This window comes from Undibacterium sp. GW821-FHT11B02 (genome assembly GCF_058808955.1).
Window position 1 is genome coordinate 404894 of record NZ_JBXASD010000005.1, and the last position, 16017, is coordinate 420910.

At 51.5% G+C, this 16017-nt stretch carries 10 protein-coding genes; 5 read left to right on the plus strand and 5 right to left on the minus strand.

All coding sequences use genetic code 11. From position 1 onward, the window contains the following. Positions 1 to 47: 47 nt before the first annotated feature. From AC1RVX_RS12990 to AC1RVX_RS13000, 3 genes are all read right to left on the minus strand, one after another. On the minus strand, positions 48 to 2468 hold the full coding sequence (locus AC1RVX_RS12990; protein WP_493217006.1) for a TonB-dependent receptor: 2421 nt from the start codon (positions 2466 to 2468) through the stop codon (positions 48 to 50). Between the two features lie 132 nt (positions 2469 to 2600). Further along, on the minus strand, positions 2601 to 4490 hold the full coding sequence (locus AC1RVX_RS12995) for a hypothetical protein (RefSeq protein WP_493217007.1): 1890 nt from the start codon (positions 4488 to 4490) through the stop codon (positions 2601 to 2603). Positions 4491 to 4782: 292 nt separating this feature from the next. Next, positions 4783 to 5775, minus strand: a complete 993-nt coding sequence (locus tag AC1RVX_RS13000; protein WP_493217008.1) for a LacI family DNA-binding transcriptional regulator — start codon at positions 5773 to 5775, stop codon at positions 4783 to 4785. 345 nt (positions 5776 to 6120) lie between these two features. Between AC1RVX_RS13000 and AC1RVX_RS13005 the strand changes: the two genes are divergently transcribed. Genes AC1RVX_RS13005 through AC1RVX_RS13015 form a run of 3 tightly spaced genes read left to right on the plus strand, consistent with a single transcriptional unit; the run spans position 6121 to position 9103 of the window. Continuing rightward, a complete protein-coding gene (locus AC1RVX_RS13005; protein WP_493217009.1) occupies positions 6121 to 6963 on the plus strand; it encodes an NAD-dependent epimerase/dehydratase family protein in 843 nt (280 codons plus the stop codon). Between the two features lie 12 nt (positions 6964 to 6975). Next, positions 6976 to 8139 (plus strand): aldose epimerase family protein, encoded by a 1164-nt coding sequence (locus AC1RVX_RS13010; protein ID WP_493217010.1) that lies wholly within the window; start codon positions 6976 to 6978, stop codon positions 8137 to 8139. Between the two features lies 1 nt (position 8140). Then, the gene (locus tag AC1RVX_RS13015; RefSeq protein WP_493217011.1) at positions 8141 to 9103 is read left to right on the plus strand and encodes a heparin lyase I family protein; all 963 of its coding nucleotides are present in this window, start codon (positions 8141 to 8143) and stop codon (positions 9101 to 9103) included. A 32-nt stretch (positions 9104 to 9135) separates the two neighbouring features. Here the strand turns inward: AC1RVX_RS13015 and AC1RVX_RS13020 are convergent, their stop codons facing one another. Next, complete coding sequence (locus AC1RVX_RS13020) at positions 9136 to 10242, minus strand: patatin-like phospholipase family protein (RefSeq protein ID WP_493217012.1); 1107 nt, start codon at positions 10240 to 10242, stop codon at positions 9136 to 9138. A gap of 39 nt (positions 10243 to 10281) precedes the next feature. Continuing rightward, positions 10282 to 10479 carry a hypothetical protein gene (locus AC1RVX_RS13025; protein ID WP_493217013.1) on the minus strand — a complete coding sequence of 66 codons (198 nt, stop codon included), beginning with the start codon at positions 10477 to 10479 and terminating at the stop codon, positions 10282 to 10284. Positions 10480 to 10806: 327 nt separating this feature from the next. Here AC1RVX_RS13025 and AC1RVX_RS13030 point away from each other — a divergent pair, with 327 nt between their 5' ends. Together AC1RVX_RS13030 and AC1RVX_RS13035 are read left to right on the plus strand one after the other, a co-directional pair. Further along, positions 10807 to 14106, plus strand: a complete 3300-nt coding sequence (locus AC1RVX_RS13030; protein WP_493217014.1) for a HEAT repeat domain-containing protein — start codon at positions 10807 to 10809, stop codon at positions 14104 to 14106. After that, positions 14103 to 15758, plus strand: coding sequence for an SWIM zinc finger family protein (locus AC1RVX_RS13035; protein WP_493217015.1), 1656 nt, complete (start codon positions 14103 to 14105; stop codon positions 15756 to 15758). Before AC1RVX_RS13030 ends, AC1RVX_RS13035 begins: the two co-directional genes overlap by 4 nt. Positions 15759 to 16017: the final 259 nt, after the last annotated feature.

The window sequence follows — 16017 nt, forward strand, 5'->3', positions numbered from 1 at the left end:
TATGTTTTGCCGGGCTTTTTGTCTTTTACGGATGTTGAAACGCCAGGTCAGAACTTGGCATCCAAGCGCACGCCCATGTAACGGAAGGCATCCCGGGCCGGGCTCCAGGTGGTATTGGTGACGGTGACCACCGGATTTGGTGCTTTGGAACTCCAGCTTCCCAGGCCGGTAAAGCCAGTGTTGGCATAGTGTTTGTTGAACAGGTTATTGACAAAGAAACTCAGCTTGTATTTGTTTTGTTTGTCTTTGACGCCGAACCCCAGATTGGTCACGCTATATCCGGCTACAGCCAGTGTCGGGTCCTGGTTCAGGTTGGTCAATACCTCGCTTTGGTAGCGGACGGCTGCCGTCACAAAGGCGTCAAAAGAATAGTCCTTCAGGTGGATATCGTATTGCCCACCCAGATTGGCCTTGATCTTTGGGGCATTTGGCATCCGTCCACCAGCCAAGTCTTGCACATTCTGCCCACCATACTGGGCTGACTTTAGCTGACAGGCGGCATTAAATCCGCCATTCGATGTATCCGTGACGTTGTAGCAGGGCGCATTTGGAAATTCGGTAATACTTGCGTCGGTGTAGGCGATGCTGCCATTGATGATGAAATCAGCTGTCACCAGTGCCGAGATATCCATTTCCACGCCACGGGTCTGTACGCCACCCACACTGTTGAGGCGGGTGACATAAGTGGTCGTGCCGGGTAAATAGCCGCCGGAATTTTGCTGGTAATTTTTGAATTTGCTATTGAAGGCAGCCAGGTTCACCGTCAGACGATTGTCCAGGAAATTGCCTTTCAAGCCCAGTTCAAACGTGGTCGAGGTTTCTGATTGCACAGGTTGCTGTGCGGCCGTGGCAGCATTCAAGCTGCTGGTCAGGTCATAGGCGAGGCCCTTGTAACCGGTGGCACCCAGCACATATCCCATCAGGTTTTTATTGAACTGATGTTGCAGACTCAGTTTGCCGGTGGTGGCATTTTCTGTGTTATCCACGCTGGAATAGGTGGCAGTCGGAACGAAAGAGCCAGGTGGCGGGGCACCGGTCGTAAAATGATAACCCGAGGTTTCGCGGTTATATCGCAGACCAGCGAGCACACTGTAATCGGGCATGAAATCCCAGCTCACCTGGCCAAAGATCGCCTTGTTTTCATTATAGGTATCGGTGAAATACTGGGTGGGGGTGCTCAAGGCGATGCCGTTATAGCCACGGACAAAGTGACGGTCGATGGCATTCCATCCATACCATAGCCCTGCCACATATTTGACAGCCTGGTTTTCAGGTGAAGTCAGGCGCAGTTCCTGGGTTCTGGAAATGACATCGAAGCTGCCATACTGCACATAACCTTGATTGACGCCAGCTGGTTTGCCATTCGCCAGTGGGTAATACAGCAGGGTAGGGACATCGACAAAATCCTGGTCGCGCGTATCGTTGGCATAGTACCTGTCCAGCGATGTGATGGAGTTCAGCGTAGCACCATTCGGCATTGCATAATTGATGCGCAAGCCAAAACCGCGGCTGGTTGATTCCTGTCCGGTCGGGGTGTCATTGCGAATGTCAGTATTGTAAGGCCCGATATTGATACCCTGTAACAGCGTGCTGGCAGGCAGTTGGGCGACATTGGACAGCAGTGCTCCCTGCAATGGCACCATGCTGGTAGCGACCAGGGCGCAGCAGGTGGTGTTGGAATAGTTGTAGCGTGGTGAGAAATCAACATCCAGCGTATCCGTCGGATGCCAGCTCAATTTTGCCATGAAAGTCTTACCGCCAGAGCCGTTGGTCTTGCTGCCCGTGGTCAGGTTATTGACATTGCCCGCGAAGCGCGTGTCACTGGCGGCAATACGAAAGCCGAATTTTTCCGACAGTTCACCACCGTAGCTGGCGCCGACCCGCCATTCACCATCACTGGTATACAGTGTACTGAAATTGCCTGTCAGTGGACCGGAAATAGGTTTGGTTGTCACGTTCACTGCACCGGCAATGGCACTTTTCCCAAACAGGGTGCTTTGCGGGCCTTTCAGGATTTCTATCCTGGCGATATCCGTCAAATCCTGGAATGCCTTGACCTGCATACCCATGGGAATGTCATCAATGATGATGGCAACGTCGGCTTCCACACCTATGCCTATCGAGGTGGTGCCAATGCCGCGCATATTGATGCCATTGTTGGCGGGTGTGGTGCCATAAGTGATGGTCAGTGCTGGTGACAGGTTGATGACGTCGGCAAATTCACGGACATTATTTCTTTGCAGCACGGCATCACCCAGCACGGTAATCGCTAGCGGTACCTGTTCCAGTTTCTCTATGCGTTTGTTCGCCGATACGATAACTTCTTCCAGCTTTGGCTGTTCTGTTGCAGTGCTGGCCGCTTGCTGTGCGGCAGCAGTTTGCATCATGCTCAATAGCGCCAGCGCTACTGCAGAGCTAATGGGCAAAAGTCGGCAGGCCTGCCTTGGTAGTGATGATTGGTTGCGCATTTTCTTGTCTCCTGATAATTGTTTTTTAATTTCTGTTTCTGCTTGCTGCAATTGAAAACCGTCGTGCTACCGTCAGCATGGTGACGCTGAATATGTATGGGAAATTCTGTTGTGGTTCATCAAATGAATGTGTCAGTGATACTTGATGGACCAGCTGATCGTGATCGGCGTGTCGAAACTGAAAGCCTTGCGTTCACAACTCACCAGGGTCTTCATGGGGCCGTTAGGTGATTTAAAATTTTCTGTATCCAGGCTGGCCCTGGTGCTGCAGTAATCCATGCCTGTAACGGTAAATTCGTTCACATCACCTTTGTTAAAGCGGATGGTATTGCCACTGATCTCTGGTAATTCCGAGAAGCTGGCAAATTCCAGTGACACCTGGCGTACCCCCAGTTTTTCTGCCGGTAGATACTGATCTGTTCTGGTGATGGTGCCTGCGCCCAGTCGGTAGTTGGTATTGAGTTGTATGCGTGCATCTGGTACTGGTTTTTGATTGACAGGGCCAATTCTGGTCAGGCTGTCCTGGTGATAGCTGACTTCATATGCTTGCGGGGTTTCTGTGTGGCGAATGTTTTTAATGAAGGCCGTCGCAATCAGTTCGCTGCCATCAGTCAGGGTAAATTTGGGCAGCAATTGTGGATGTTGATAGCCACTGTCAGCGATGCCGGCAATCAGCAGATTGGAAAATGGTAAAGGGTAGTACGGACTGTTCCCATGCTGGCTGGCACCTCCATTCACCATCAGCAAGCTGAACACATGCCCGGTATCACGGTAGATGGCGAGCGCCCTGTCATATTCGCCACGGGCAAACCAGGTGAACTCGAAAGCTGGTTGTGTTTTATCCAGCCATGCTGCCAGATCCTGTCTGGGTAATGTGTGCAGGTATCCCATCTGACGCCACAAATCGTTGGCCGAGATCAGTTGGTGCAGCAGTGAGAAATTTTCGCCCAGTATGCGGTGTACCCCACGATAGTTATCCGTATTCCGGCCCTGGCCCCACAGGTCGACAGATCTGGTTTTTTTGTCGTACCAGAAATCAACGTATTTGGCGACGATGCGGGTAGAGTAAGCGTAGGCATATTCTTTTTCTTGCGGGCTCAATATGTTCAGGTAGGCAGACACCGTCAGTATGTCAAGAACGGCAGTGTCGCCATAGGCGCCGATGCTGCGCCCAAAACTGAAGCCATCGCCCGACACATTACCCAGACGGAAGGCAATATCGGTGGCTTTTCTCAACTTGGTTTTCAGTTCAGGGATGACTTCCATGCCGGTTTCAATGAAGCGCCCGCAGATTTCTGAAATCAGCAAAATGCTGTAGCGGTCAAAGCGGCCTTCGCCTTCGGTTTCATCAGAAAAACCATAAGTGCCGGAATGTTGTTCATAGTGATCCAGCAGTTTTTTCAGCAGGCTTTGGCTTGCTGTTTCGTCTTCCCAGCCCAGTAGCATGCGCAGGCGCGCCACACCAAATGCAACGCCGTAATAATTGGTCGGTAACTGTATGAGTTTGAAATCGGGTTGTGTGACGAAACTGCGCCAGTCCAGTTTCTTCTTCAGGGCATCCAGTGTTTTTGTTGGGACTGCCTGTTCGAGCAGACCGTTTTTCTTTAATTCGTACAGCGTCAGCAGATAGTAATAGATGCCCCAGGTGTGATTGTCCATACTCACAGTCAATTCTGCAGATTCGCGGAAATCACGCAGATAGGGTGCAAGATCTTTCCCTTCATGCTTTGCGTTCAATAACAGGTGACCCAGTCCGGAAGCGATTTTCCCCGGCAGGAATTTATCCTTGCCATTGAAGGCTGGGTAGCCATTGAGCGTGGTGTTTTCTTTTTCAGCCAGCAGCTTTTGCGCAAGGTAAGTCAGTTGTGGGTACAGCTCGGACTGGACGATCTTGTCCATGGCGACATTGGCCAGTGGCGGCTCATAAACGACTTTAGTGGCGTCACTGGCCGCAACCAGAGAAACAGGTATGAGTGTGGCAAGTGCGGTGAGCAGTATGCAAATTCGGGGTAAGAAATTCATCAGCTATAACCTGGCGGGTATTTTCTTGCTTGCAATGGTCTTTAATGCAGGCTTGAAATTATTTAGGAAAACGTTTAACTAGATAATAGTGAAGAAAAGATCGGGAGTAAAGCGGCTGAAATCATTTTTTTATATTCGTTGTCATGCGACAACGGCAAATCGTAGATATATCAGATTCGGACGGGTTGGCAGGGAGATGTGAAAATGGAAAAACGTTTAACATCTGATTGATAAGAGAGGGGCAATGCAGATGTGGTGCTTATATTGCGTTTGACGGGGGCAATGTTTGTGTCTAGTTGCGCCGCATGGTGGAGGCCCGCAGCACCAATTGAGGTTCTATCACGGTGAGTTCATTGTCCTGTGAGCCGGCAATGATTTGTAAGAGTTTTTCCATGGCCGCGACACCCATGCGTTCGCTTTGCAGGTCTACCGAAGTCAGTGCTGGTGTGACAAAGCGGCCATACAGGATATTGTCTATGCCGGTGACGGAGATGTCATCAGGTAGCTTGAATCCCAGGATTTGCGCTTCCTTCATGAAGCCCAGGGCGATCAGGTCGTTATAACATATCAATGCATCCGGAGGATTGTCGCTCAGCATGATGGATGAGCACAGGCGTTCGCCCTCAGCAGCGGTGGCGGCATTGGTATTGTATTTGGTCAGTGATAACTGGTGTTTGTCCAGGCAATCCTGGACGCCGCTCATACGTTCTTCATCGCGCCTGGATTTTGCAAAGCCTACATAGGCGATATGTTTATGTCCCAGTGCCACCAGATGCTGTGCCAGCATATAGGTGCCCCGCCTGTCGTCGCTGCCTACTGATGGTAATTGGCGTTCGCGTATGCGGCCAAAGAAGACCAGTGGTTTATCCATCTGGAACAGCCATTCAAGATCCTGTTCAGGCAGGCGTGAAAACACAATCATGCCATCAACCTTGCGGCTAAGTGCCTCCAGTAGAGGACGTTCGCGACTGAGAGTTTCATCTGTGTCCACAAGCAGCAGGGTGTAGCCCTTTTCCATGGCGACACGGTTGGCACCTTTGACTATGCTGGTGAAGTGTGGATTGCTGATGTCCAGTATCGACAGACCTATGGTCTTGGTCCTGCCGGTGATCATGGATTGGGCCTGGGGGTTGGACTGGTAGCCCAGCTCTTCAATTACCCTCTTGAGATTGGCTTCGACGGCAGCGGAGAATTTTTGTGTGCCATTGATGTATTTGGACACGGTTGCGGTTGAAACTTGTGCTGCAGCTGCAACATCGCGTATCGTCGGAAGCTTTTTTTTCATGTTTGAGTTAAAGGTTTAACTTTATTCTTGGTCTAATCATCTGCATTGTAACCTGTATGAGAAACGTATCTTCATATGAATGAGGATTGTGGGATTTTTATCCAGTTTACACCATGATTTGCAAGGTGAGTGCCTCCAGTATTCTGGTGAAAATCCAAAATGTACTTGCGCGCATAGCATTTTTTAGTATACTTAGTTAATCGTTTAACTTAAAGTTTCTGTAGTGATGCCAAATTATGTAATACCCCGGTATCCCACGCAATAGAGTGTTGTCCTCTGCACTAGGCTGTGCTTTGGCGGCAAGCTTGACGACGATTGCCACTTTCAAATGTTGAGAAAATACACATGACCACGACAACAGATAACAAGACAAATAATAAGCCGGATAGCAAGCCAATTAATAGAATCTTGCTGACCGGTGCAGGCGGGGGGTTGGGTAAAGTGTTGCGTCAGCATGTTTCTGCCTGGACCCATCACCTGAGGCTCAGTGATATTGCCGATCTGGGTGAGGCGCGTGATGGTGAAGAGATCGTACGGTGTGATCTGGCGGATGGCGCAGCCGTGATGAAACTGGTGGAGGATGTTGATATCGTATTGCATTTTGGTGGCATTTCGGTGGAAGACAAATTTGAACCCATCATGCAGGCCAATATCCTGGGTATGTACAACCTCTACCATGCGGTACATGCCTGTGGCGTCAAACGCGTCGTCTATGCAAGTTCCAGCCACGTGGTAGGGTATTACCCGACTACAGAACTGGTGGATGCCGACATGCCTTTGCGCCCCGACGGGTTTTATGGTCTTAGTAAATGTTTTGGCGAAGCCCTGTCGCGTTATTACTACGACCGCTTTGGCATAGAAACCGTATGTCTGCGTATAGGTTCCAGTTTTCCCGCGCCGCTGAATCCACGCATGATGGTGACCTATCTCAGCTATGCGGATCTGCTGGAATTGATACGCTGTGCTGTCTTTACTCCCAAGGTGGGGCATACCATCAGCTTTGGCAGCTCGGACAACGCAAGCCGCTGGTGGGATAACCGTAAAGCTTCACATCTGGGTTATCGCCCAGCAGACAGTTCCAAACAATTTGCACATCAGTTTGCCGACAATATTGTTTATCCCGCCACTGATGATGTGACTGCCCGTTTTCAAGGTGGCCCTTTCGTGATTGCCGGGCCGCAGTACTAAAGGTTGTCGATTATGGCGAAATGTTTTCTACGCCACCTGTTGCTATGCCTGCCCTTGCTGGTGGTCAACATGGCGAATGTCGCAAGTGCGGCAAATGATCCAGGCGTGGCAAATATAACAGTCGAAACATGGGGGCAAACCCGTCGGGATGAAAAAGTCGAACGTGTCAGCCTGCGCAATGATTTGGGGATGGTGGTCAGTTATATCGATTACGGTGCCACGCTGATGGCGATATTTGTTCCCGATCGTCACGGCCAATTTGCCAATGTGGTGTTGGGTCTGCCCAACTTGCAGGCATACGAAACCAGCAAGCGCAAGTTTGCTGCTGTCATAGGGCGTTACGCCGGTCGCATAGGCAATGCCAGTTTCACACTTGAAGGGCGGCAGATCATGTTGCCGAAAAACGCCAGGGGTATTGCCCTGCATGGCGACCCCAATGGCTATGACAAACGGGTATGGGCGCGGCGGGATTTTGCAGATGATGACTCTTTTGGGTCGGCCTACAGCCTGTTCAGCCCTGACGGTGACCAGGGTTTTCCTGGTGCGGTCAGGGTAGAGGTTCGCTACCGCCTGTATCGCAAGCGCAATGAATTCCGTATCGAATACCAGGCGACCACAACTGCAGCCACGGTGATTAATTTGACGAATCATGCGTATTTCAATCTGGCCGGTGCTGGCAGCAAGGGCATGTCGCAACATGCATTCATGATCAATGCAGACCGTTATTTGCTGACGGATGACAAGCGGGTTCCTACTGGTGTCATTGCCAGTGTAGAAGGGACAGCACTGGATTTCAGATCGGCAGCTCCGCTGACCGGTCGCCTGTCTGCCATGCCTGCTTTACCTGGAACATCGCCAGGTATTGATCACAGCCTGTTATTTATGAAGTGGAAAAAGAATATCCTGGCCCAGGTTGCACAAATTACGGAAGCTGCAAGTGGTCGCTGCATGGAGGTGTGGACTACCGAGCCTTCGGTGCAATTTAATACTGGCAATGGCTTTGACGGCAGTGAAATGGGTAACGAGGGGCGGGCGTATGGAGCTTATGATGGCTTTGCTTTTGAGACGCAGCATTTACCAGATAGCCCGAATCACCCTGATTTTCCATCCGCTGTATTGCTGCCGGGTGAGGTCTTTCTATCGATAACACATTTCAAATTTTCTGACTGCAAATAACATGAATAATTTCCGGATATGCGCAATTTTGTTGATTAATCTGACATTGCTGGACACTGTTTATGCCAGACAACTTACAGGTTTTACATATAAAACGCCGATCCTCCACAGTGGTGTGACTGGCAACAGTCTGTGCCTGACGGCATCTGATGTAAAAGACGGCAATACCTATGCATATATAGAAAATGTATTCGGCAAGGGAGCGGTGGAAGCGCCCAGTGATGACATGTATGTGCCACCGCGACCGCATGTCAGCATAGGACGCAATGATGCGTTCGTGGGTGATTATTTTTCCATCATGGCGAATGAGGCTGCGGACGTTAATCTGGATAAAAAATCCTGGCAGCAGGGTAGTGACCGTTCTCGTACTGAAATAAAAATAGCGCCAGCCAAAGGTGGTATTCACGATGCATTCAAGGCCAGGGACAATGATGTATTTATTTATCGCTGGCAATTCCGGGTTGCAGCGCAAATGAAATTTTCACCTTCATTTACCCACATCCATCAAATCAAGGCGTATGGCGGCTCCTATGCCGAACCACCGCTGATTACATTTACGGCATTAAATGACGGAAAATTATATGTACGCCATATCGCAGACAAACATATCGATGGCGGACAGTTCAGCATCCTCGGTTCATTTGACCTGGCTGCTGTGGCGGGGCAATGGCTGGATGTCAGGGAAGAAATTCATTATTCGAATACCGACGCCCACTACCAATTGCTTATCCGCGACCAACAGGGCAGGCCGGTATTGAATATTGATCGTTCAGGCTTGTCATTCTGGCGTACCGGCGCAGACCATATGCGTCCCAAATGGGGGATTTATCGTAAGCACCATCCAGATCTAAGACAGGATGCCGAAGATCTGGTTGATTTTGCCAATCTGGCTATTACGCGTGGTAGTAATGCAGATGCGTATTGCGGTGTTACTGAGCAGGCTGTTGTGCCTGCCGGGAAATAAACATCACACCTGCATGTAGCAGGGGAGTTGCTTCATTCCTGCGGCAATTCGTGGATGACCAGCCCCGCGTGCGGTGGCAATGGTTTCAGCCACGATTGATGACGTAAAGCACGTTTACAATCATGGATGCCAGCGGCCCAGCGGGTTTGTATGGTGGATGTGCTGAAATCCACGTCCTTGAAATAATGATCGTCCGGTAAGGCTTTCATGATCAGATGGACGACATTGACAGTATGATCGCAACCCATGGACATGAGCGGCTGCAACTCGGCTTTTTTTCGTTCGGCAGCAGGCAGGTGCTGTGTCAGTGTGCGTATGGCACGCTGCATATCCTGCAGCTTCTGGTGCATGAACAACTGCTCTGTGGAACGGCTGGCGTACTGTATGCTTTTATAGCGCGTCATCGCTTCGGCGATGGACTGGGGGCGGGTTTCAGTCGGGTCCCATAAATCAATCATGAAGCACAGCGCATCGGCATTTCTTTTTTCATCCAGAAATACTTCCAGTGGCGTATTCGAATACACGCCACCATCCCAGTATGCATGCTTGCCGATTTTTATGGGCGGGAAACCTGGCGGCAAAGCACCGCTAGCCATGATGTGCTCAGGATAAATTCGTTCTTTCTTGCTGTCGAATACCACGCCCTGACCATCATCAATATCGACTGCACATACGCTGATGCGCATGGGGCCTTCGTTCAGATAGTCAAAATCCACATATTTTTCCAGCGTGGCCTTGAGTGGTGAGGTATCGTAAAAGCCGGTTTCTTCCAGTGGCACTTTGGCGTTGATATCCCAGGCTGCACCAAAGCGTGGTTTGAAAAAACCGGCAACCCCCTGCATCAATGCGGACATGGTATTGAAGTTACTGGTGATATTCATCCACGGCATCATGGCAGGCCAGAAGCTGTCACGATGGAGAGCATCTGGTGCCAGATTGTCCCAGAATGCACGCAATTGCTTAACACGCTTTTCTGGCGGATTGCCGGCGATCAGGGCACAGTTGATGGCGCCAATAGAGGTGCCGATGATCCATTCTATCTGGGTATTGCTTTCATGCAATTGCTGGTAGACGCCCGCCTGGTAAGCACCCAAAGCACCACCACCCTGAAGTATCAGTACCGTATTTTGATCAGCCATATTATATGTGGGGTGCTTGCAGGCACCCGGGTAAGTGCTTCAGGAGAAACCACCTAATTGCGCCAATTTGTGCTCATTGCCATCGTGAGTCACAGACACAACGTCAATTTGATATGGTGCATTCAATTCATGACGAAATTGGGCACCTTTATTGACGGCAGCGAGGAAGTCATCGCCAGCGTCTACTGTTTTGGTGATTTCGTTTTGTTCATTGCGGCAAGCCAGACGGTAATGCATGAATTTTCCTAAAAATAAAGTGGCCGGACCCAGATGATTGGATTTGAACCATACATACTGGTATTTATTGTTGCGCTGCACATTCTATCATGCATAATTTTCTTTTAATGCAGGCGGCTAAGTATGGAAATGTATCTTCGGAATGAAGTCGCTGCGATATTGTAGTGGCCAACGGGCTTCAGCTTAGTCAGGTTTGTATGCAAACGTAAGCGAGCACTGTTTCCTCAAAAAAAGATGTCATAATGCCTTGCTTTTATAGCTTTATCACTGTGCGTCACTATCCGCACTGATGATGGCAACTTATTCATTTTGTCCGGAGCATTGCTTATGCAAGGCATCATCAAATTGGTCAGACTCAGGCGTAGCAAGCCCAGTGAAAGGCATTGCGAAATTGAGTTGATTCAGGCACCGCAATCAGTCGGGGAAGCAGCTTTATACCTGGTCAATCTGCGTGAGGGGCATCCTGATGCTGAATGGCAAGAAACCACCAGAACACCATTTGCGGTCAGCCTCGACAAGGCAGAGACCATTTTTGCGCAAAGCCTGGCCAGCAAACTGGAGCAGGGTTTTGTCGACACGGCGGTGGTAAATGACAATGCCAACCCTGTACAGGCAGCGCCTGTTACCGGTGAAGCAATGCAGTGGGGGCACTCGTCGCAAGTATTGTCGGTCAAGATTGCCCGCCCTGCCACTGTGGCAGGGCAGGAAAAAATCTTGCTGGACAGACTGCAACCACGTGCCTGGTCTGGTATGTCGCAGGTTGAACGCAGCCGCACTGTCTGGCGCATAGGTGAGCGACGCTTGCAGGCTGCGGTACCGCGCATGGTGGAATTGCTTGAAACCGGCAATGCTCTGCTCGATTACTGTCTGGCCTATGCTATCGGTCGCTGCGGTGACACTGGAGCTGCTCAGGCCGTGCAGGCGCTAAGCCTGCGCTCACAACACGCGCATGTTGTGCAAATCGCCAGACAAGCCTGGTTGTTATTGACCGATATACCGGTCCGTCAACAATATGCCAGGGATGTGATAGCGACTTGGCCAGATGAGTTAAAGACGGCATGGTTGAAGGCAGAACAGTCACAGAATATCGAAGAAATCATGTTCACCCTGCCTTCTGCGTCAAACTGGAAGAACTGGCGTTACGATGACTGGTTGGAACAGCTGGATAGCATCGCCTTGTCCGGCATATCCACCCTGGCGCGGCCCTTGTTACTACAGCAGTTGAAAAATCTGCCGGTCAGCACACAGGTGTTTCGCGCTTTCCGCCATTTGTACAAGGCAGCAGAGTTTCGTGTGGATGCAGAGCTGTTTGGCATCCTGCACCAGCGCTTTGAAAAAGCCTGGCCGCTGTTTGTGCTTGCTGCACATAGTGACCGCGTACATCTTGAACGGCGTTATGTTCGCTATGCTGATGAAGTCAAAAAAACCGATACCCGGGTTGCCTATTCCAGTCTGACCCGCAACTACCTGCGCCGCCGCAGCTGGCGCGGCCTGCGCCGTCTGGGGGAATTGCAAAGCACCGATTTTGTCACGCTGGCGACCGGTATCTTGTTAGCCTGTGATGATGCGCAGGCCAACGTGGCACGCATACAAAGACTGGTCGAATGGAACCGCAGCACGCGTGCCTATGACACTGAATTACGCTACATCAGCCCCTACGGGCAATGGATGCTGTTCAACCAGTTGCTGCACCGGCATCAGTCTGAAGTTAAAACCAGTCGCACCGCGAAGCTTTGGTGGCAGCCAGCGCAGTCGGAATCCCTGGCGTATCCGCAGCGCCATGTCAGGCAAGAAGCTTTCCCGCATTTGTGGGACGCCGCACCAGAACAATTGCTGGTGTTGCTGCAGCAAAGCCGTTGTCTGGGCGTGCATGCATTTGCCGCACGCGCCCTGATCGACAACACCGCATTTTGCCAGCAACTGGATTTACAACAATTGCAGCAACTGCTGCAAAGTGCCTATCTGCCCACCAAGGAAATGGCATTTGCCGTAATACGGCAACGCTTTGCCGGGCAAACACCGGACCTTAACTGGTTGTTGATCTTGCTGAATGCCGGGTTTCCTCCAGCAGCAGAATTCGCGCTGGGATTCATTAGCAAGACCCCAGAAAATTATGCCCAGCAACCGGGTTTGTTACTGGCCATGATCACCAATCCCTTGCCGGGTGTCCGCGCCAGTTGTCGCTTACTGGCGCAAGCTGCGCAGGCTACCACCCGGCAAAACTTGCTACGACAATTGGCGACCTGGGTGCGTGTTGCAGACAAAAGTGAGCAGGATATTGTCGTCTTGCAGGATGACCTGCAATGGTTGATACAGAATCTGCTGGCCGACCATGTAGCGCAATTGTCTGACACAGAGCTGGCCGTCTGGTGTGATTTGTTGAATGCGCAGTATTTTTGGCAGCAGTCGTTGGCGACCGATATCCTCGTCACACATCCTGCAGGCATCGCCCATGTGTCGCCGCAGGTGTTGCGTGCTTTACTGCAAGACAGTGACGCAGGCAGGCAGAGCCTAGGCAGCCGTTTGTTTGCAGCCTTGCCACCCGCTATTCTGCTGTCGCAACCTGACCTGGTTGGCAGCTTGGCGACCGCCGACGATGCGCGTGTGCGTGCTGCCATGACAGCTGTGATCAATGATCTGGCGGCGCAGCCAGATTTCGCAAAAAAATTACTGGTACATTTCTTCGATGCGCTTTTCCGTAGCGATACCAGCGATGGTGAAGACAGCCTGCATGCAGACATTTTGCGCTGGTGCAGTGGCCCCTTGATGATGGCGACACTGGCACAGGATACGGATCAGCAGTGGCGCTTGTTGCAGGCACGTAGCAAGGGTGCACAAGAGATGGGGGCCATACTGCTGTCCCATCCCGATTCGCCGCTGGCCGCCAGTCTTGGCGTATTGCAGTGGGCATTGCTGGGCAGACATGCCGTATTACAGGTCAGATTACTGGCGCAGGCGTATTTTTCAAATAACCTGTCACTGATACGCGCTGACCTTGACAATGCCTTGCGCATACTTGATACGCGCTGGCCAGAAACACGCGCCTTTGCCACCGATTTTTTTGCCCGTTACATCAATGCCGATGAATGGAGCCTGGCACAATTGCTGGCCCTGTGTGACCATACCCAGGCAGCCGTGCAAAGACTGGGGCGACAATTGATTACCCGCCATTACCGGGTGGAAGACGCGACGGAATATGTACTCAGTCTTAGCCAGCATCCATCTGCCAATATGCAGTTATTTGTCAGTCAGTGGCTGGAACAAAGCATTCATACGGCATCCGATATGCAGCAGGCACTGCACAATCTGCAACAGTTGCACCCTTACTTTCTGAGCGTCCTGTCCCATGTAAACAAGGCACGCACAGTCAGAAACCGCGTCATCAGCTTTTTGCAGCAGCAAGGTGTGCTGTCTGCCAGTCATGCACAGTTTGTGGCACAGATATTTACCCGCCAGGTACTGACCGTAGCGATACAGGATAAGGCGCAATACATTGTGGGGCTGACGCAATTGCAGGCTCTGTATCCGGCATTGGCGCAAGAGCCGGGTTGGCCGTTGCAGGTGGTGGCACCGCGCAGTTTGGCCGTGTCAACCGCGCAGCCGGTTATTTCTGCGGAGTCTGTATGAAGTTTGAATACCGCTATTTTGGCAACAGCCAGGTGAATGACAGCCCGACGGCGACCACTATGCAATTTGCGCCAGATACCCTGCGCACACCGACTTATTTTTCCGCCACCCTGCAACCATCGCTGGCCCTGGCGTATCGTGAAGCCATCAGCGCCATGCATGATGTGGTGGTATCTGACTTGCGCACCCAGCCCAAGGACCGCACTGCCTATTTTGCCTGGCTGGCCGAAAACGAAGCCAGCCTGCTGGCCGATTTCATGGCGCAGGAAAAAGACTTGCGTGAAAAAATCCAGCCGCTACGTGCAGAACTGACCAAGGTGCAAAACCAGAAACGTGAAATGTTGCAGCCTTTTTATAAGGCCCAGCGTGCCTACTTTGATCATCTGTACCGCGAAAACCGTGACATGTGGATCGTGCTGGACCCGGTTATTACCGTGCATCCGGACAAGGTATTCTTTGAATGTTTCAGCCGGGACGAATCGACCTATGCCAGCCTGAGTTGTCGCCACAATGTTTTCCAGCATCTGGGCGAATTTGCATGTGGCACCACGAATATCGATTATTCCGCATCCCTGTATGAAGAATTCCAGAAGATACGTGCCTATAAGGAAACCCGCTTTGAAATCCAGTCCGATGGCTTTCAGGTACAGACTGGCCATGATGAGCAATACCACGAAGCCAAGATCGATTTGCCCGACAGCTGGATGCGCGGTTTCTTGCAAGTCAGCACTGCCATGTCCATGCCAGCCCAGAAGCTGGAACTGCATCCCATGGATGTGCACAGTATCTGCCACATTCTGCGTCGCAAGACTGAAAGAGTAGGGCCGCGCTCGATACGTTTCATTCTCGAACCGGGCAAGCCCATCAGCATGCTGTTTGAACCCTGGGGCGTCAAGCTGGTGTGCCAGCGCTCCATCTTTACCGGCAACCAGGTTGCCGAAGTCCGGATCTGGGGTCGCCGCCGTTTGCTGACGCTGGAACGGCTGATCGCTGTGGCCGACAAGTTCAGTGTCATGCTCATGGGTACGGGTTTGCCCAGCTTCTGGATCGCGCATCTGCCCGACATGGATTACACATTGGGCCTGTCTGGCTGGACTGCAAATGACTGGTCGCGCGCAGGCCAGTTCGATTTGCTTGCACCTCGCCTGGATGTGGATGAAGCCACTTCACAAGCAGTAGCGCACGCCTTGTCGGCACGCTGGTCCGCCAGCACCGCCAGCCTGGCGCAGCAATTGCAGATGGATGGCAAGCTGGTGGCGTCAGCCCTGACTGGCCTCATGCAGGCGGGGCGGGTGGTCTATGATGCGGTAGACCAAGTGGCGCGCTGGCGTGATCTGGTACGCGAACCCATCAATGTCGCTAGCCTGCGCTTTGCCAGTGAACGTGAAGCCCTGGCTGCGCAACTGGTACATAAAAACCTGTTACTCGATCTGCAATCGGCACGCATTGCCGACGGTGGTATTGAATGGCAGGCCAGTGTCAGTGCCAGCATCACCAATACCAAAAAACTGAGCAAAACCATGATCAGGCTGGATAGCGATGACAGGCTCATTGAAGGTAATTGCAGTTGCGATTTCTATGTGCGCAACCGCATGTTCCGCGGACCGTGCGAGCATATGCTGGCTATCAGGCAAGTAGCAAATACTAACTAATTGGACTTACGCAAAATCGTCCCAGCAAGGCACAGCGACGAAGACAGTACTTTAGTACGCGGCTCCCAGGAGAGGAGCTGCAACGCAGCTGGGGCGGTTTTGCGTAAGTCTTAACTAAAACAATTTACAGGGGGTGAGATAGACAGTAAAATCGAACAAGGCAGGAAGGCTCTTGCAATCCGGATGGTGTATCGCCATCCATGTACTTTGCTTAGCTATGCATCACTGAGTTTCTCTTCACTGTGCCGGATACGACTGC

Coding starts and splice junctions, on each gene's coding strand:
- AC1RVX_RS12990 (WP_493217006.1), bottom strand. CDS start 2,468: ATGCGCAACCAATCATCACTACCAAGGCAGGCCTGCCGACTTTTGCCC.
- AC1RVX_RS13020 (WP_493217012.1), bottom strand. CDS start 10,242: ATGGCTGATCAAAATACGGTACTGATACTTCAGGGTGGTGGTGCTTTG.
- AC1RVX_RS13000 (WP_493217008.1), bottom strand. CDS start 5,775: ATGAAAAAAAAGCTTCCGACGATACGCGATGTTGCAGCTGCAGCACAA.
- AC1RVX_RS13035 (WP_493217015.1), top strand. CDS start 14,103: ATGAAGTTTGAATACCGCTATTTTGGCAACAGCCAGGTGAATGACAGC.
- AC1RVX_RS13025 (WP_493217013.1), bottom strand. CDS start 10,479: ATGCATTACCGTCTGGCTTGCCGCAATGAACAAAACGAAATCACCAAA.
- AC1RVX_RS13010 (WP_493217010.1), top strand. CDS start 6,976: ATGGCGAAATGTTTTCTACGCCACCTGTTGCTATGCCTGCCCTTGCTG.
- AC1RVX_RS12995 (WP_493217007.1), bottom strand. CDS start 4,490: ATGAATTTCTTACCCCGAATTTGCATACTGCTCACCGCACTTGCCACA.
- AC1RVX_RS13015 (WP_493217011.1), top strand. CDS start 8,141: ATGAATAATTTCCGGATATGCGCAATTTTGTTGATTAATCTGACATTG.
- AC1RVX_RS13005 (WP_493217009.1), top strand. CDS start 6,121: ATGACCACGACAACAGATAACAAGACAAATAATAAGCCGGATAGCAAG.
- AC1RVX_RS13030 (WP_493217014.1), top strand. CDS start 10,807: ATGCAAGGCATCATCAAATTGGTCAGACTCAGGCGTAGCAAGCCCAGT.